Annotated in this window: 9 protein-coding genes; 4 read left to right on the forward strand and 5 right to left on the reverse strand. The window is 67.8% G+C overall.

Translation table 11 applies throughout. The features are described from left to right. The first annotated feature begins 104 nt into the window (after positions 1-104). The gene (locus tag J8M50_RS30080) at positions 105-10,217 is read left to right on the forward strand and encodes a LamG-like jellyroll fold domain-containing protein (protein ID WP_100216714.1); all 10,113 of its coding nucleotides are present in this window, start codon (positions 105-107) and stop codon (positions 10,215-10,217) included. Here the strand turns inward: J8M50_RS30080 and J8M50_RS30085 are convergent. Then, positions 10,186-11,382 carry an ISAs1 family transposase gene (locus J8M50_RS30085; protein ID WP_079187963.1) on the reverse strand — a complete coding sequence of 399 codons (1,197 nt, stop codon included), beginning with the start codon at positions 11,380-11,382 and terminating at the stop codon, positions 10,186-10,188. The genes J8M50_RS30080 and J8M50_RS30085 overlap by 32 nt on opposite strands. A 158-nt stretch (positions 11,383-11,540) precedes the next feature. On the opposite strand from J8M50_RS30085, the gene J8M50_RS50190 reads away from it, so the two are divergent. Further along, positions 11,541-12,197 (forward strand): NucA/NucB deoxyribonuclease domain-containing protein, encoded by a 657-nt coding sequence (locus tag J8M50_RS50190; RefSeq protein ID WP_368431535.1) that lies wholly within the window; start codon positions 11,541-11,543, stop codon positions 12,195-12,197. A gap of 10 nt (positions 12,198-12,207) precedes the next feature. Beyond that, a complete protein-coding gene (locus tag J8M50_RS30095) occupies positions 12,208-12,762 on the forward strand; it encodes an SMI1/KNR4 family protein (RefSeq protein WP_141655589.1) in 555 nt (184 codons plus the stop codon). Positions 12,763-13,034: 272 nt separating this feature from the next. Here J8M50_RS30095 and J8M50_RS30100 read toward each other — a convergent pair whose 3' ends face one another. After that, a complete protein-coding gene (locus J8M50_RS30100; RefSeq protein ID WP_010354556.1) occupies positions 13,035-13,331 on the reverse strand; it encodes a Scr1 family TA system antitoxin-like transcriptional regulator in 297 nt (98 codons plus the stop codon). A gap of 148 nt (positions 13,332-13,479) precedes the next feature. Here J8M50_RS30100 and J8M50_RS30105 point away from each other — a divergent pair, with 148 nt between their 5' ends. Then, positions 13,480-13,974 (forward strand): hypothetical protein, encoded by a 495-nt coding sequence (locus J8M50_RS30105; RefSeq protein ID WP_100216777.1) that lies wholly within the window; start codon positions 13,480-13,482, stop codon positions 13,972-13,974. A gap of 81 nt (positions 13,975-14,055) precedes the next feature. Here J8M50_RS30105 and J8M50_RS30110 read toward each other — a convergent pair whose 3' ends face one another. The 3 genes from J8M50_RS30110 to J8M50_RS30120 all read right to left on the reverse strand — a co-directional run bounded on the left by J8M50_RS30110 (position 14,056) and on the right by J8M50_RS30120 (position 18,100). After that, positions 14,056-15,021 (reverse strand): tetratricopeptide repeat protein, encoded by a 966-nt coding sequence (locus J8M50_RS30110; protein WP_029183966.1) that lies wholly within the window; start codon positions 15,019-15,021, stop codon positions 14,056-14,058. An 82-nt stretch (positions 15,022-15,103) separates the two neighbouring features. Next, entirely contained in the window at positions 15,104-16,270 is a 1,167-nt protein-coding gene (locus J8M50_RS30115; protein ID WP_010354559.1) for a putative hexosyltransferase, read from the reverse strand. Between the two features lie 198 nt (positions 16,271-16,468). Next, on the reverse strand, positions 16,469-18,100 hold the full coding sequence (locus J8M50_RS30120) for a phospho-sugar mutase (protein WP_010354560.1): 1,632 nt from the start codon (positions 18,098-18,100) through the stop codon (positions 16,469-16,471). Between the last annotated feature and the right edge of the window lie 341 nt (positions 18,101-18,441).

The following is an 18,441-nucleotide window of genomic DNA, read 5'->3' on the forward strand; positions in this document are numbered from 1 at the left end:
CCAATTGGCAAAGATCGAACAAAATTGCCGAGATTGTAGTGAACATTTGTTCGTCCTTGGGGATGCCCTTCGGAGTTCTGTAGGGGATCTTGCGGGGGCGGGACATGCGTAGACACAGGCTGAGATCGATCGCTCTTTCGGTGCTCGTCTTCTTCTCGTTCATGCTCACGACCGAAACGGCGGCGGCGAACGGTGCCACCCTCCCGGCGCTGAGCATGCCGAAGCTGTCGCTCTCGGTCCTGTGGGCCTGGGCCAACACCTCCCCGCTCGACACCCCCGACCAGGCGAGCGGCACCGCTGAGGGCAAGAGCCACATCGCCTCCACGGCGGCCACCAGCGCGGACGGCGGCAGCGGGCGCGCCGCCGGTGAGGGCCAGGGTCAACTCGACCCGTACGAACGGCCGGTGGCCGAGACCGAGCAGGTCACCACCGGACCCGCCGCCCCCACCGAGGGCAGCTTCGACCCCGCCACCAGCGAGCGCGACGCGGCCAAGTCCACCGCCACCTCGGACCACTTCGTCAACGCGGACGGCTCCACCACGGTCCGCCACTACACCGGACGCACCAACTTCCAGGGACCGGACGGCAGTTGGCAGCCGATCGACACGAGCCTGGTGGAAGGCGCGGACGGCCGGTACACCCAGGACGCCAACTCCCTCGACGTCGAGTTCGCCGCGCACGCGAACGACGCCGCACTGGCCTCCGTCTCCCTGGGCGACGGACGCGCCCTGTCGTACACCCTGGACGGCGCACGGCAGGTCACGGCGGTCGAGAACGCCGACGGCACCCTCGTCTACCCGCAGGTCGTCCCTGGCACGGACGTCCAACTCGTGCCGATCGCCGACGGGTTCAAGGAGAACCTCGTCCTGAACTCGCCGGCCGCGGCGAACTCCTGGCTCTTCAGGCTGGACGCCGAGGGGCTGACCCCGCGCCTCGCCGAAACCGGCGACGTCGAGTTCACCGGCGCGGACGGCAAGGTCGCCGCGACGGTCCCGCACGCCTACATGGTCGACTCGAAGACCGACCCGCGCTCCGGCGAGGGCGCGCGTTCGGCGCAGGTGTCGTACGAACTGACCACGGTGGACGGGCAGTCGGCGCTGCGGATGACCGCCGACCGGAGCTGGCTGGACGACCCCGAGCGGGTCTACCCGGTGACCGTCGACCCGACGACCGTCGTCTCGGCGAGCGAGGGGACGTACGTGCAGAGCGACGCCGCTCTGAACCGCTCCACCGAGACGCAGATCAAGGTCGGTTCGTACGACGCGGGCACCAACAAGGCCAACTCCTTCCTCCAGTTCTCCTCGCTGGCCTCGAAGATCGCCGGACAGAAGGTGTCCGCCGCGACCCTCAACGTGTGGGCGCTGTGGGCCTCGGTCTGCGACCCCACGCCGTTCTCGGTGTACCCGGTGACCCAGGCGTGGGTGCCGTCGACGACCACGACCTACCCCGGCCCGACGGTCGGCACCGCCATCGGCACCGCGTCCGTGAACCCCGGCGCCGCCTGCAAGAACCCGGACGGCAGCGTCGACGTCGGCGTGAAGATGCCGGTGACGCTGTCGACGTCCTGGTTCACGCAGGTCGCCACCGGCGGCGCCAACTACGGCCTGGCGATGGCCGCTCCGACCGGTGACGGACTGCACTGGAAGCGTTTCCACTCCGACAACTCCGCGACCGCCGCCTGGCGTCCCTCGCTGGACCTGACCTACGCCGCCAACACCCAGCCGCAGGTCAACGCGCAGTACCCGCCGGAGAACTTCCAGGCCAACACGCTCCAGCCGGAGCTGCTGGTCTACGCGAGCGACGCCGACAAGTGGCCCAATACGGCGCTGAGTTACGAGTTCGAGGTGTACGACGCCGACTCGGCGAGCACCACCCCGGTCGTCACCTCCGGCAGCCTCGCCAAGAGCAGCTGGAAGATACCCGCCGGCAAACTGAAGTGGTCGAAGAACTACGCCTGGTACGTGGGCGTTTCGGACGGCTACGACGAAGTGACGTACTCCAGCCGCTTCACCACCGCCGTGCCGCAGCCGCCGGTCACCTCCGGCCTCGCGCAGAACACGGACGGCCACGAGTTCGACCCCTCGGACGGCAACTACACCACCGAGGACACCGACGCGGACCTCGACGTCGTCGGCCCCTCCCTCCAGATCGACCGCTCCTACAACAGCCTCGACCCGCGCACGGACGGCGCGTTCGGTGCCGGCTGGTCGACGATCGCCGACATGAAGGCCGCCGAGGCCAAGGACCCCTCGGGCGTGGTCACCAGCGTGATCGTCACCTACCCCGGCGGCGAGCAGGTCGCCTTCGGTCGCAACAGCGACGGCACCTTCCAGCCGCCGCTCGGCCGGTACGCTCGGCTGCTCGCGGTCTCCGGCGGCGGATACACGCTGACCGACAAGGAGTTCACCGAGTACGCCTTCAAGCAGACCACCGCGAAGGCCGGCACGTACGCGATCTCCGCGATCAAGGACTACGCGGGCCGCGGCGAGACGTTCGCCTACAACACGGCCAAGCAGCTCACGAAGATCACGAACGACACGGCCAAGCGGTCCCTGTCACTGACCTGGACCACCCCCACCGGCGCTACCGCCGCGCACGTCGACACCGTGTTCACCGCACCCGCCGACCCCAACGACGCGTCGTCCACGCAGACTTGGAAGTACGGCTACTCCGGCGACCAGCTCACGTCGGTCTGCCCGCCCGCCGACCAGTCGCGCTGCACGGTGTACCGCTACACCACCGGCAACCACTACCGCACCACGGTCCTGGACGCCGATCCGTACGCCTACTGGCGGCTCGGCGAGGCGAGCGGGACGGGCGTCGCCAAGGACTCCGTCGACACCAACCAGGGCCGCTACAACGGTACTTACCGCAACGTGACCCTGGGAAGCTCGGCCTTCCTCGCCGGTTCGACGCAGACCACGGCGACCTTCAACGGCACGACGTCCTACGTCGAGATGCCGTCCGCACCCGGCGCGACACCGTCCTACATGACCGTCTCGCTCTGGTTCAGGACGACCACCGCCGGCGGGGTGCTCTTCTACTACGGAGACAAGCCGCTCAGCGACGCCGATCCGGTCGCCAGCACGACGAAGAACACCCCGGCGGTGTACGTCGGCACGGACGGGAAGCTGCGCGGTTGCCTTGCCATGTCGCCGAGTTGCAGTCCCACGGCGGTCTCCTCGGCGACCGTCACGGACGGGCAGTGGCACAACGCGGTCCTCACCGGACAGGCCAGCAGTCAGACTCTCTACCTGGACGGCGTCGCCCAGGGCTCGCTGACCGGGGCCATCAACGACTGGGAGCAGCCCTACATCTCGCTGGGCGCGGGCGTGAACACGCAGGGCTGGCCCGCGATGAACACGAACGACCAACTCGGCCACTACACCGGGCAGATGGCCGAGGCGGCGATCTACTCCGAGCCGCTCGACCCGTCCGTGATCACCGCCCAGTACCAGGCCGCCAAGCGGTCCGCCGGGCTCCTCGACAAGATCACCACACCGAACGGGAAGGTCCAGGCACAGGTCGAGTACGGGAAGACCGACGACCTCGTGCAGCGGGTCACCGACGGCGAGGGCGGCGTCTGGAAGCTCAACACCCCCACCGTCACCGGCTCTTCGCAGGTCTACCGCTCGGCGGTGATGGGGTCCGCGCCGACCGGGTACTGGCGGCTGGGCGACACCCTCGGCGCACCCGAGGCCGCGAACGAGGTGCACACCGGGTTCGGCACGTACAACACCGTCACGCAGGGCGCCGCCGGGCCGTTCGGCGCCGGAGACTCAACTGCCGCGACGTTCAACGGGACTTCGTCGTACGCGGAGATACCGTTCACGCCCTGGCACAGCTCCTCGGCGCGCGCTGTCGAACTGTGGTTCAAGACCGCGAGCCCGGGTGTGCTCCTCTCGGACCAGTCGCAGCCTCCCAACCTCTCGACGCCGGCCGGTACTTGGAGTCCGCTGCTGTACGTCGGAGCGGACGGGAAGCTGCACGGACACTGGTGGAGCGGCGGCAACGCCGGAGCCGCGTTCGGGTCGACGGGTGCGGTCAACGACAACGCCTGGCACCACGCGGTCCTCACCGCCGACGGCACGACCCAGACCCTGTACGTCGACGGCGCCAAGCAGGCCGACCTGACCAGCGGCGTCAACGACCAGTCCAACACCCGCACGTTCGTCGGGGCCGGCTTCGTCAAGAGCGGCTGGGTCAGCTCACCCGGCGACGTCAGCTACTTCAAGGGCTCGATCGCCGAAGTCGCCGCGTACGGACACTCCCTGACGGAGGATCAGGTCGGGCAGCACTGGTCCGCGTACAAGGCGTCCTCCGGCGTCGCCCCGGTGCGCACCGTCACGCTCACCGACCCCGCCGACAAGACCCTCACCTACGTGTACGACGCCGAGCTGGGCAACCGGCTGCTCGCCGCGATCGACACCAACGGCAAGCGCACGACGTACGGTTACGACACCTCCGGCTTCCTGCACACGGTGACCGACGCCAACGGCAACCGCGGCATCACCGGCCACGACATCCGCGGCAACACGGTCTCCCAGACCGACTGCCAGGACACGGCCGCCGGTAGGTGCGCCACCGAGTACTACACGTACTACCCCGACTCGACGACCGCGTTCCCCGCGATGGACCCGCGCAACGACCTGCTCCTCACCGAACGGGACGCGCGCTCCTCGTCCGCGACGGACACCACGTACCTGACGAGCTACGCGTACGACACCGGCGGCAACCTCCTGTCGGTGACCGGCCCGCCGGTCGCCGGACACCCCAACGGGCGTACGGCGACGACCAGTTACACGACCTCCGGCACGGTCGCCGCCGAAGGGGGTACGGCCGTCGCCCCCGCCGGTCTGGTCGACACGGTGACCACACCCGGCGGCAGACGCACCAAGTACGTCTACTACGCCAACGGCGACCTCGCCGAGACCACCGACGCGAACGGCGCGAAGGCCAAGTACACCTACGACAGCCTCGGCCGCCAACTGTCCCGTACGGAGGTCTCCGACGCGCAGCCGGACGGGCTCGTCACCTCCTGGACGTACGACAAGAACGACCAGGTCCTCACCGAGACCAGCCCGGCCGTCACCAACCGGGTCAGCGGCGCCGAGCACCGGGCCAGGACGTTCACCGCCTTCGACGCGGACGGCAACGTCGTCTCGCAGACGGTCTCCGACCTCAGCGGCGGCGACACCGCGCGCATCACCTCGATGACGTACGACCCCTACAACCGCCTTGCCTCGCGCACCGATCCGGGCGGCGGCGTCACCTCGTACGAGTACGACGCCTACGGCAACAAGGTGAAGGAGACCGACCCCGGGGGGAACGTCAGCACCTACACCTACGACGCCGAGGGACGCCCCCTCACCACCAACTTGCTGGACTACACCGGCGATCCGCAGAACCCGCAGTCGCCGGCCACCCTTGTCCAGGAGTCCCGGGCCTACGACCCGGCGGGCCGGCTCGCCTCGCTCACCGACGCGATGGGCTGGGTCACGGCGTACACCTACACCGACGACGGCCTCACCGCCTCGGTGGTCCGCAAGGACCCGGCGACCGGCAAGCAGTTCGTCGAGCAGGCCAACACCTATGACCTGGCGGGGAACTTGACCCGGCAGATCACCAACGACGGCCGCACCACGACCACGTTCGAGGTCGACGCCGCCGACCGCGTCACCTCCTCGGTGCTCGACCCGGCCGGCGCGGGCCGCACCACGAAGGTGGCCTACGACCCGGACGACAACGTCGTGACAGAGTCGGAGTACGACCCGGCGACCGCCGACACCGACATCCGCGACACCCGGTACGACCGCCTCGGCAACGTCACCGGGACCACCGTCCACGACGGCACCGCCGCACCCGTCGCCCGCTGGAAGCTCGCCGAGACCAGCGGCCTCGCCGCCGGGGACTCCTCGGGCGGCAACAACAAGGTGACACTGGGCAGTTCGGTCACCCGCTCCACCGAAAAGGGCGGCGCGGCGGTCTTCAACGCGACCGCGAACGCCTACGGCAAGGCGGACGGACCGGCCGTCAACACCAGCGGCAGCTTCACCGTCTCGGCGTGGGTCAAGCTCGGCTCGACGAGCGCCAACAGCACCTTCGTCGCGCAGGACGGCGACGTCGCGAGCGGCTTCCAGCTGTACTACGCCACCGGCGCCGGCTGGACCTTCAACCGGCACTCCGCGGACGTCGCCAACCCCACCATCACCCGTGCGTCCTCCGGCACTTCGGCGGTGACCACCAACACCTGGACCCATCTCACCGGCGTCTACGACCAGTTGGCGGGCGCGCTGCGCCTGTACGTCAACGGCACCCAGGCAGGCACCGCCGCCTTCACCACACCGTGGGAGTCCACCGGCCCGCTCCAGCTCGGCCGCCGCCTCTACCAGGGCGCCTACGGCGAGAACGCGCAGGGCCAGATCGCCGACGTCCAGGTCTACGGCGAGGCGCTGACCGCCGCGCAGGTGTCGGCGGTGTACGGCAACACCCTTCCCGCGTCCGGCAGTTCGGTCCGCACGACGAGCTGGAAGCTGGACCAGCGGGGCCTGCCGACCTCGATGACCGACCCGGCGGGCAACACCACCGACTACGCCTACGACACGGCGGCCCAGCAGACCGTGGTCACCGAACCGGCCGTCAACGCCGAACACGACGGCGGCGCACCCGAGTTGATCCGTCCGATCTCGATGACCGGGTACAACACCTTCGGCGAGGTCACGGAGACGTACGACCCGAGCGGCCGGAAGGTCGTCACCGCCTACGACGCGGACGGCCAGGAGACCTCGACCACCCTGCCCGGCTACACCCCGCCGGGTTCCACCACACCGGTCACGGCGACCTCCTGGAACGAGTACAACAAACTCGGCCAGGTCACCGCCGAGGTCGACCCGCTCGGCAACCGCACGACGTACACCTACACCCAGCTCGGCGACCTCGCCTCGGTCACCGAACCGGGCGGCGGGAAGTCGGCGTTCGCCTACACCCCGAACGGCGACCTGCTGTCGGCGACCCGGCCGGGCGGCGCCCGCGAGGAGTCCACCTGGGACTACCTCGGACGCGAGCTGACCAGTACGGACATCGTGCGCCAGCCGACGCAGAGGGCGTACACGGCGATCAACGAGTACGACGCGCCCGGCGGCGACCTCTCCCGGACCGTCAGCCCCACGGGGGTCACGCAGTCCTACGTGTACAACGCGCTCGGCGAGGTCACCGAGGCCACGGACGGCGCCGGGAACACGTCCAAGTACACGTACACGATGGACGGCGAGGTCCTCACCGCGACCGACCCGGACGGCACCAGTACCCGTAGTACCTACGACGGATACGGCCAGTTGACGGCCGTCAGCGACGTGGACGCGGGCGGCCTGGTGCTGCGCACCAGCCGTACGGCCTACGACCGGTCCGGCAACCCGGTGACGGCGACCGACCCCCGGGGTCATACCGCCACTCTCACGTACGACGCGACGGGCCTGGTCACGAAGTCGGTCGAGCCGGTCTCCGCGACCGAGTCGGTCACCACGTCCTACGGGTACGACGCGGCGGGCAACCTCACGCGGTACACGGACGGCCGGGGCAACCCGTACATCACCACGTACAACGCGTGGGGCCTGCCGGAGTCGGCGATCGAACCCTCCACGCCGTCCCATCCGGCCCTCGCGGACCGCACGTTCACCACGGTGTACGACGCGGCCGGACGCCCGTCCGAGCAGCGGTCGCCGGGTGGAGTCGTCGTCACCCAGGAGTACGACGCGAAGAGCCGGCTGGTGAAACAGACCGGCACGGGTGCGGAGGCGGCGACCGCCGACCACACGTACACCTACGACTCCGACGACCGCGTCACCTCGGTGACGGGCACCGACGCCGGAAGGAACACGTTCACCTACGACGACCGGGGGCTCCTGCTGTCGGCGTCCGGCCCGTCCGGCGACTCCTCCTTCGCCTACGACGGCGACGGCGGGATGACCTCGCGGACCGACGCCTCAGGGACCTCGACGTACGCCTACGACACGGCGGGCCGGGTCAAGACGGTCGGCGACGCGGCCACCGGGAGCAGCCAGTCGTACACCTACGACGTCAACAGCCGTGTCAGACAGGTCGATTACGGCAGCGGCAAGTCCAAGAGGGACTACGCCTACGACGGCTTGGACCGGCCGACCTCGGACAAGCTGACCTCGCCGACCGGCAGGACGGTGGCGTCGGTCGCGTACGGGTGGGACGAGAACGACAACCTGACGTCGAAGACGACGACAGGGGTCGCCGGTGCCTCCACGAACACGTACACCTACGACTGGGCGGACCGGCTGGCCTCGTGGAACAACGGGACCGCCACTGAGGTCTACGGGTACGACGCCTCCGGCAACCGGACCCGGGTCGGCGGCGATACGTACACCTACGACGCGCGCAGCCGGCTCACCTCGGACGGACACACGTCGTACGCGTACACCCCGAGAGGGACCCTGCGGAGTAGTACCGCCGAGGACGGCACCCAGACCTCGGTCGCGGCCGACGCCTTCAACCGGGTGATCAGCGAGGGCGACCGGACGTACGCGTACGACGGACTCGACCGGGTGCTGGGAGCCAAGGACCAGAACGGGGCAGAGGTCTACGCCTTCCAGTACAGCGGCGTCGGCAACGATGTGGCGTCGGACGGGACCGCGACGTACAGCCGTAATACCGACGGGTCGCTGCTGGGCGTGAAGACGCCGGTGTCGTCGGCGCTGGTGTGGACGGACCTCCACGACGACGTGGTCGGGCAGTTCACGGACACCGGGGAGAGCCTGTCCGGGTCGGCGAGCTACACGCCGTTCGGGAAGGTCACCTCCTCGACCGGGCTGGTCGGCAATCTCGGTTACCAGTCCGGGTGGACCGATCCGGAGACCGCCAAGGTCAATATGGCGGCGCGGTGGTATTCGCCGGAGGCCGGGCAATTCCTGAGCCGCGACACGGTGTCCAACAGTCCGCTGCCGGATTCCGTGAACGCGAACCGGTACGCGTACGCCAACCAGAATCCGATGACGGGGACGGACCCGACCGGGCACGGGTTCTTCAGCGGCCTCAAGAAGGTCGGCAAGAAGCTCGCGTCGAAGGCCAAAGCCAAGGCGAAGAGCGTCGCGAAGTCCGCGTGGAAGCGGGCGCCCGCGGTCGTCAAGAAGGCCGCCACGAAGGCGAAGAAGACCGTGGCGGCGGTCAAGAAGGTCGCGAAGGCGGCCGGGCGGCAGGTGTATCGCTCGGTCAAGAAGAAAGTGCGGTACGTCCAGGACACGTACAAAAAGGCCAAGCGGTATGTCAAGCGGACGTACCGGGCGGTGAAACGGAAGGCCCACAAGGTCGTCCAGAACGCCAAGAAAACGGCTCGGGTTCTTTCGGATATCGGCAAGAGCGTGGCGAGGAAAGCCGTCGCGACGGGGAAGAAGGCCGCGAAGAAGATCGGCAGCGGTGCCGCGAAGGCGGTGAAGGCGTCCGCCAACTTCGTGAAGAAGCATGCCGCGACGATCGTGTCGGTCGCGGTGGGGGTGGCGGTCTTCGCGGGGTGCACGGCGGCGACGGCGGGCGCCGGTGTGGTGGCCTGCGGGGCGCTCGCGGGAGCGGCTGCCAATGGCGCCGGCTACCTGATGAGCGACGGTTCCAAGTCCCTGGGCGGGTTCCTGGGTGCGGCGGCCATCGGTGGTCTCACCGGCGCGCTCGGTGGTGCGGCGGGTGGTCTGGCCACGAACGCGGTGGGGCGTCTGCTGGCGGGTGTCGGCGGGAAGGTGGCGCAGGGGGCGGCGCTGGGAGGGGCCGGTGGCGCGGCCGAGGGGGCGGTCGGGTACGGCACTTCCTGTGCGGCGAGCGAGGAAGGGTGCAGCGGGAGTGGGGCCGCGAAGGCGGCCACGCTCGGGGCGTTGACGGGGGGTCTGTTCGGGGCGGCGGTCAGTAAGTACGGGCCGAAGGGGAAGCAGAAGGCGGCTTCGGAAGAGCCCTCTGGCCCGAGTTGCCGCGTCAAGGTCCCGCACAGCTTCACGGGGCTGACTGGCGTGCTGATGGCCAACGGCACGGTGAAGCCGATCTCCGAGGTCAAGGCCGGCGACTACGTCCTGACGGCCGAGCCCGGCAAGGAGAAGAAGGAGAAGCACCGCGTCAAGGAAGTGATCGTCACCAAGACGGACCGTGACTATGTCGATGTCGTCGTCGACCAGGGCTCGATCAAGTTCCGTGAGTGTCCGGGGTGTTGGTGATGCCCAGGATGGCGAGTGCTCGTTCGGGTTCGTGGCGGATGGCGCGGGTGGTCTTGGCGATGTTGTCGGCTCCGAGGATCTTCAGGGTGCCGATGGCGAGGTTGCGGATGGTGGCCATGGCGCGGGGCGTGGTGCCGGCGTGAATGGTCGAGGCGTCCTCGGCGAACGTGACGTCTCGGATGTAGTGGGAGGAATTTTCGATTCCCCAGTGCCCGCGAATGGCGGTGGCGAGGTCGGCGGGGCGGGTTTGGTGGGCGGCGAGGCTGGTGACCGCGTAGACGTTCTCGCGGGTTTCGGGCCGACCGGTGGGCTTGCGGCGGCGGTGGACCCGGATGGCGAGGTGGGCGTGGGGGAAAGCGATGCCGCCGAGGTTGTCGGCGATGGCGCAGGTCTTGATCGAGCGGGACTCGCGGCGGCCGTGGGCGGTGGCGGAGGTGGTGTGCTGGACCTTGATCGACGTCCAGGGCAGGGCGGCGAGCTGGGCGTAGGCGGTGGGCTGGTTGGTCTTGATGACGGCGATGTAGTGGGCCTTCTTCGTCTCGGCCAGCCAGGTGATGTTGGCCTTCACCGAGTGGAGGGCATCGAAGGTGACGACGGTGCCGGCGAGGTCGAGTGGCGCCAGCAGGGGCTTGAAGTGGCGCACTTCGTTGGTCTTCGCACCGACCTCGACCTGGGCAATCGTGGCGACGCGGTCGTGGGTGACCGCCGAGAGCAGGTGACGGCGCGGCGCGGCCAGGCGGGCTGAGCCCCTGAGGGCCTTGCCGTCCACGGCGATGACCTGCCGCGATCGGGCCTCGGGCACTTCCGCGGACGCGGTGATGCGGTGCCGGTCGGCCAGGTAGGCGCCCACAGCCTGGTCCAGGGCGTCGCCGTCAAGTGCCGAAAGAACGCGTCCGAGAGTGACCGGCCTGGGGCTGCGCCGCCAGCCGAGCAGGTGACGGCGTACCCCGAGGGATGCCAGCAGCGAGTTCGTGGCCCGCTCGCCGAACTCGGCGAGCTCGTCGATGCTCTTCGCTCCGCAGACGGCCGCGCAGGCACACACCAGCAAGATCGCCGTCAGCGAGTACCACCGGCCCCGGCGCGAGCGCGGATCCGGAACCGATTCGAGGTAGGGACGCAGGTCAGCGATCCGGTCCGCATCCAGCGGACCCAGCTTCTCCAGCACGGCAGGGATAGGGGAAGATGCAACAGCAGGCACGGGACGTCCTCGTGATCATCTGGCTTCGACACCACAATGATCACGAACCCCCGTGCCTGCTCTGCTGTCCGCCCCTACCGGCCTGATCGCCAACCCTCCACGCAATCACGGAACTTGACGGAGCCCTGGTCGTCGACACGAAGTCGGGGCCGAAGACGATCCAGACGACTGAGCATCACCAGTTCTATGAGGTCAGCGAGAACAGGTGGACGCAGGCGGGGGATCTCAAGGCGGGGCAGACGCTCCAGAACGGTGAGGGCGCTCCGGCCGATATCTCGGACGTGGTGTCGTACACCGCAGAGCGGGTGACCTACGACCTGAGCGTCGAGGGCTTGCACACGTACTATGTGCTGGCGGGTGACACTCCGGTACTTGTTCATAACTGTGGAGATGACCCTCGGGTATTCGCGGTAGATTCCGCAGGTGAGACCGAAATATTGCCCGTGCATGTGATTGACTCCAGCACACATGCTCCACAAGCGCTTAATGCGCAGAGGGCGACAGCGAATGGATCGCCTGCGATCCTTACCAGGCATACGAGTAGTGCCTTGGAGAGGCGTAACAGGCGAGCTGCTCAAGCGCACGCCCCGAGGCCGCGCCAGTTTGCCCCCAATGCGACATGGGAGGAGTATCCGTTCGCCCATACCCTCGAAGGTGGCGCGGGTGCAACTCTGACACTCTCGCCAGGGTCGGTAAAATCCAGTCATGGATCGTTGCTGAGGTGGTTCTGGACCAGAAACAACGTCGGCAACGGTGATCGTTTCGCGGTTCGAGTTCAGTAAGGAAAGGAGAGTGCGAGAGATGCTCGTTCGATCACTTGAGCGACTCTGGGCCGAGGTGGAGAACCTCAACCGCCCAGTCGCTGGATCTCGCGTACCCGGTGTGATGGAGAGCGAGGTCGAAGAGGTTTTGGGGGGTGCTGTGCCGGAGGACATCGTCACATGGTTTGGCTGGTCGAACGGCGTCGAGTACCTTCCTGGGCAGATTCAGGACGACGCTTTCCTGGTACCCGGTTATGAGCCGCTCTCCTTGCGTGAAGCGCGAGCGGTGCGAGAGTCGTACGGCATTGATGAAGCAGTTCTAGGTGAACACTGGACCCCGCTTCTTGCGACTGGTGGCGGAGACTTCTACGCAGCCGTGCATGGAACCTCCCTCAAGGATTCGAGAGTGGTACACGTCATGATGGGTGGCGAATCACTCATCGTGTATAAAACGGTTGAGGAAATGGTGAATGCTTTCTGTGGGTTCTATCGTTCGGGGGTCTTCTTTGTTAGTGCTCAAGGAACCCTTGAGGCGGACGACGAGATTTGGGTTGCGGCCGAGTTGGAGTCCGGGTCAGCCGCGTGATTTTCACCTTCCCGCGTTGAATGAATCGCTTTAATTCTGTCCTGTATGGGTGCGGGGTGGTGAATGTTCAATAAAAGCTATTTCTTTGCATGATTAACGAAAAAACCCATGCCGAAGGAGTGAGTACGAGTGCGGGACCGTTCGAGTTCTTGCTGTCTGGACAGGGATGATTCCCGGGGCCGCCGCCGTCTCCAGGCAACTTTGGTCTCCGCTTGAATGTGACGATTTGAACCAGTCGAAGCCGGTGGCTGCAGCGTTCGGGAAGTGCGTTATCAAGAGTCTTCTTCCATTTCCTGTATGGCGAGGCGGATACGTGCCATGGATTCGTCTGCGGGAAGAGCTTCCGAGTTGAGGCGGCGGAACAGGGTGGTGAAGATTTCCACCTGGGCCGGTTCCTCGTAGTGGACGGTGTCGATCAGGCCGTCCGCGTAGACGACATCGGTCTCGACGGGTTCGGGGAAGGCGAGGATGCCGAAGGGGTCGTGCAGGGCCGAGTTGATCGAGGCCTCCTGGGTGGTACCTGCACCTGGATGTTGGCTTCCGATGCCTGTGCGGCGAGGATCGCTCACAGCCGTGGAGGCGGGCTGTGAGTGAAGACCTGTCGGCCTTGTCCGGGCGTTGCTCCCGGACGACCGCCTCGGTGTAGGCGGGGGCCTGGAGGAGGTGGGAAATCAGGCGGCCGGGTGCGAGCGTCACCCCCTGGCTGAGGCGGAACGCGTGATCAGTGACAACTCCTACGGGAGCCGACCGGACTATCTTCCGGACTTCGTCAACGACATCCAGGGCTGGGGAGATCGCCAGGTCCGGCTGCTGAACCATGCGGAGAGCCGCGAGTTGGAAGCCGTCAGTCTGAGCAGGTTCCCGGCCGCCACGAGCTCGGCTCTTGACTGGGGCGCCGTTCCGTTCGAGGAGCGCATGTGGTGGGACGGCGAGGATGACTGGACGAGGATGGCGGCAGAGATTCTCGCGCCCTACCTACAGAACGGGAGACAGGTCGCCGTCTTCTGGGGAAATCTCGTGATGCCCACCGTGACCATGCCCGCGACCCTGGCCGTTCAGCAGGCCCGTGAAATTCTTGATGCGGCACCGCATTTCTGGGTTTATCCGCTGGGTGGTTCGGTCCTTGTCGAGTGTCTGTTGGACGGGCAGGTGACAGTCGCGAAGAAGAAGTCTCGTGCAGGGGCAAAGGGTGCGCGGGGTAATGCTCCGTAGGTCCAGGCTCATAAGCGGGGGATGGTTGGGGACCAAGTCATCGACACCGGTGGTAACTACCGGTAGGCCCGTCGTAGAGCTTCAGCTGTTCTGGATGTGGCGGGCCGCAGCTACGAGGTCGGTGGGGAGGGAGGGGGCCGCGCAGGCGTGGTTGAGTAGTACGTTTCTGTATGCGGTGTTCGGGAGATTTGGGGCCAGTTCGAGGAGTTCGGTCAGCGCTGTGGGGGAGCCGGTGAGGTGGGTGCGGTAGGCGGCGTTCGCTGCTCGGAGGGTGGGTTCGGTGGGCTCGTGGGTCAGGCCCTGGGTGGTCAGTTGGACTGCGGCGGTGAAGTTGCCTTGTTCGACCCGTATGTCGGCCAGGTCGAGATAAAGGGACCAGTTGGTCGGGTCCAGGATCAGGGCACGCTCGAATGCTGCCGCCGTTTGTTCGGGGTCGCCCAGCTTGCGCCAGGTGCCCGCTCGGACTACCTCCGTCAGCATGGTGCGTTCCACGGTGTCCGCCCGGTCGCACAGGGTGAATGACGCGTCCGTGAGGCCGCAGGCGCGCAGCAGGATCGCCATTTTGGCCAGCGCGTCCGGCAGCGGCTGGCGGGTGGAGACCGTGTCGATGGCGTGGAACCAGGGCTGGAACCGCTCCCGCATGCTGTCGGTGTCCAGGTCGTGGCCGTAGTCCATCGTCCGCATCGCGGCTTCGGCCAGCGCGTCGGCGCTCACCGCATCGAGGAAACGTGCGTCGCTGAACCAGGGAGCCGCGCCCCACGCGATGTCGGGCCGCGCGCCCGTGACCGAGCCGAGAGCCAGGGCCGCGCCGTCCATGTCGCCCTTGAGGAAGCTGATGTACGACTGCGCCAGTACCGCTTCCAGGGAGTCGTTCCGCATGAGGCCGGCCAGTTCGGTCGGCCTGTCCCGCCACAACTCGGCGAGCACCGTATAGGGCTCGGGATCCGAGGGGGCGGAGGCGATGGCCCTCGTCAGATGGCGCAGGGCCGCCGCCGGGTCACCCCCGCAGTGCGCCAGCACCCGCGCGAGACCGACTCCGGCTGACACCGTTCGATTTTGCATCGGCCGACAATATCCCTGGTCCGGCTGAGGGGTGCCCCCGTGGGAGTAGGTACCTAGTACTACGGGGCTACGGCGCGCTCGGCCAGACGAGTGCCATGTACGCGCTGAAGTACGCCGATGCTGTCACCGCCGTACCCAGCGCGAGCCAGCGGAAGCGGCGGGAGGCTTTCGTGAGGTGGGTGGCGATCGGGAGGAGTAGGGGGAATGCCGGGAGGAGGAAGCGGGCCCGGGGGAAGTAGACGCCGCCGCTGCCCAGGACGATGGCCAGCATTGCGCCGGTGAAGATCAGGAGCGGTGTCGGCTGGCGGTCCCAAATCGACAGTGCGTAGAGGGCCGTTGCCGCGATCAGTGTCAGGGTTACGCCGATCAGGAACAGTTCCGGTCGTGAGTCCTGGCCCAGGAGTTCGCGGAAGCGGCGCAGGGTTTCCTGGCCGCCGTTCCATTCGTTGTGCCAGAGGCGTTGGACCGCGAAGTAGCCGTCCCAGCGGTGGAGGCGCAGGCCGACCCAGGTGACGTAGGCGCACCAGCCGAGGGGGGCGGTGATTACCGCGAGGGCGGCTTTGTGCGAGCGGTGGTGTCGTAGCGACAGCAGGGCTGCCAGCGAGACCGCCGCCGCTACCGCGATGCCCGTGGGGCGGGTCAGGCCCGCCAGGATCGCCAAACCCGCTGCGGGGAGCCAGCGTTGGGTGAGGACCGCGTACAGGGACCAGGCCGCCAAGGCCGTGAAGAGGGACTCCGTGTACGCCATCCACTGGACCAGGGCGACCGGCCAGGCCGCCCACAGGACCGTCAGGAGGATGCCGGTGCGGCGGTCGTGGAGGTGGTCGCCGATCGCGAAGATGCCCCAGGCCGCTAGGAGGGAGGACGTGAGAGCTACGGCCAGGCCCGTACTGGAGAGGGAGAGGGGGGTGATCGCCGAGAGGGTTTTCACCACGTACGGGTACAGGGGGAAGAACGCCAGGTTGTTCGCGTCGTACGCCGTGCCGAGGGTGTGCGTGTAGCCGTGGGTGGCAATACCCCAGTACCACTTCGCGTCCCACTCCAGAGCCAGGATCGGGCGGACGCCGTGGTGGCGGCGGTGGGCCCAAGTCGCCAGTACCGCAAGGGAGATGAGGCGGACCGCTAGGTAGGCGGCGAGGGCGGGGGCCGCGTGGCGCAGGGCGGCGGTGCGAGGGCTCGGCGGGGGAGTCGGCGCCGTCGGAGGGGGTGGGGTGGGGGTGGTCAGGGTGGTCACGGCGGCGGGCTCCAAGTCGGGTGGGGTCCGGTACTACCGGTCCACCGTTCACCCGAGGAGGCGTGCGGGGCGGGGCGCGCGGGGGCTGTCGCCGGGAAATCACCCTATGGGAGCAGATGGTTGCGCGAGGGGCGGGGTACGGGGTTCAGTCGTCCGGTGCGGGTCTGAACCCCGTAGTCCCCGTGTACATCTCAGGTATTAGATGCCTGCCGCCGTCGAGAAGTCCCGCTTGATCTCCGTGAGGAGGTGCGCTGCCTTCTCCTTGGCCGCCGGGAGCGCCGAGTGGTCCTCGACCGGGATCACTACCTCCAGGTAGCACTTGAGCTTCGGTTCCGTGCCGCTCGGGCGGACGATGACCCGGGCGCCGTCCAGGGTGTAGCGCAGGCCGTCCGTGGGCGGGAGCTTGTCCGTGCCCTGCGTGAGGTCCTCCGCCTTCGTGACCGGCAGGCCCGCCAGGCTCGTCGGGGGGTGTTCCCGCAGGCGGGTCATCGCGTCCGCGATCAGGCTCAAGTCCTCGACACGGACCGAGAGTTGGTCCGTCGCGTGCAGGCCGTGCTCCACCGCGAGGTCGTCCAGGAGGTCCAGGAGCGTACGGCCCTGCTCCTTCAGCTCCGACGCCAGTTCCGTGATCAGGAGGGCCGCCGTGATGCCGTCCTTGTCTCGGACGCCCTCCGGGTCCACGCAGTAGCCGAGGGCCTCCTCGTAGCCGTACCGCAGGCCCTCCACCCTCGCGATCCACTTGAAGCCCGTCAGGGTCTCCTCGTACGGGAGGTTTGCCTTCTCCGCGATGCGGCCCAGCAAGGAGGAGGACACGATCGACTCCGCGAACGTTCCCTGCGCACCCCTCTTGACCAGGTGGGATGCCAGGAGTGCGCCCACCTCGTCGCCCCTCAGCATGCGCCAGTCGTCGCCGTCCCTTACCGCCGCCGCGCAGCGGTCCGCGTCCGGGTCGTTCGCGATGATCAGGTCCGGGGTCGTCTCCCTCGCCTTCGCGAACGCCAGGTCCATCGCGCCCGGTTCCTCCGGGTTCGGGAACGCTACCGTCGGGAAGTCCGGGTCCGGGTCCGCCTGTTCGGGGACCAGGACGGGGGTGGGGAAGCCTGCTCGGTCGAAGGCTGCGAGGAGTACGTCCCTGCCTACGCCGTGCAGCGGGGTGTAGACCGTGCGGGCCGTTCTTGCGGACGTGGGGGACAGCACCTTGTCCGTACGTGCGAGGTACGCCTCCAGTACTGTTTCGTCCAGGGTTTCCCAGCCACCCTCCGGGCGGGGGACGTTGTTCAGGGACTCGATCGCTTCGATCTCCGCCGCGATCTCGCTGTCCGACGGGGGGACGATCTGGGAGCCGTCGCCCAGGTACACCTTGTAGCCGTTGTCCCTCGGGGGGTTGTGGCTCGCCGTTACCTCTACGCCTGCTGCTGCGCCCAAGTGCCTTATGGCGTACGCCAGTACGGGGGTCGGGAGGGGGCGGGGGAGGAGTGCTGCGCGTAGGCCTGCGCCTGTCATCACCGCGGCCGTGTCCCTCGCGAAGTCCTCCGACTTGTGGCGGGCGTCGTAGCCGATGACTACCAGGGCGTTCGGTTCGCCCTTGGTCCTCAGGTATGACGCCAGGCCTGCTGCTGCTCTGATGACGACCGTGCGGTTCATGCGCATGGGGCCTGCGCCGAGTTCGCCTCTCAGGCCGGCTGTGCCGAACTGGAGGGTGCCGGTGAAACGGGCGGCGAGTTCTGTGATGTCGCCGGCCTCGATCAGTTTCGCCAGTTCGTCTCGGGTTTCGGGGTCGGGGTCCTCCGCGAGCCAGGTTCTGGCCCGGGTCATGAGGTCGTCGTGCACTGCGGGTCAGCCTTTCGTTGTACGTCGTGGGTGGTACGGCTCGGAGTTTTCTCGCCCCCGCCGCCCCTACCCGTCCCATCCTCCAGGGGCTGCTGCCCCTTCGACCCCGCTTCAGGGGGCTCCGCCCCATGGGCCCCGGGTGGGTGGGGGAGGTGGGGGAAGCATTCTGTGGGTGGGTGGTGATCGGCCCTGAAGGGGCCTCGTCCTCAAACGCCGGACGGGCTGAAAGGGGTGGTGGGTGGTAGTCGGCTCCGGAAGGGCCTTGTCCTCAAGCGCCGGACGGGCTGAAAAGAGATGGGGCGGGGTGGGTGTGGGGCAGCCCCGAAAGGCTTCGTCCTCAA

The sequence above is a fragment of the Streptomyces acidiscabies genome (assembly GCF_020010905.1).
In the GTDB taxonomy this organism is placed as follows: Bacteria; Actinomycetota; Actinomycetes; order Streptomycetales; family Streptomycetaceae; genus Streptomyces; species Streptomyces acidiscabies.

Excerpts from the sequence above, each read along its gene's own strand:
- J8M50_RS30080 (WP_100216714.1), top strand. The coding sequence starts at position 105 with ATGCGTAGACACAGGCTGAGATCGATCGCTCTTTCGGTGCTCGTCTTC.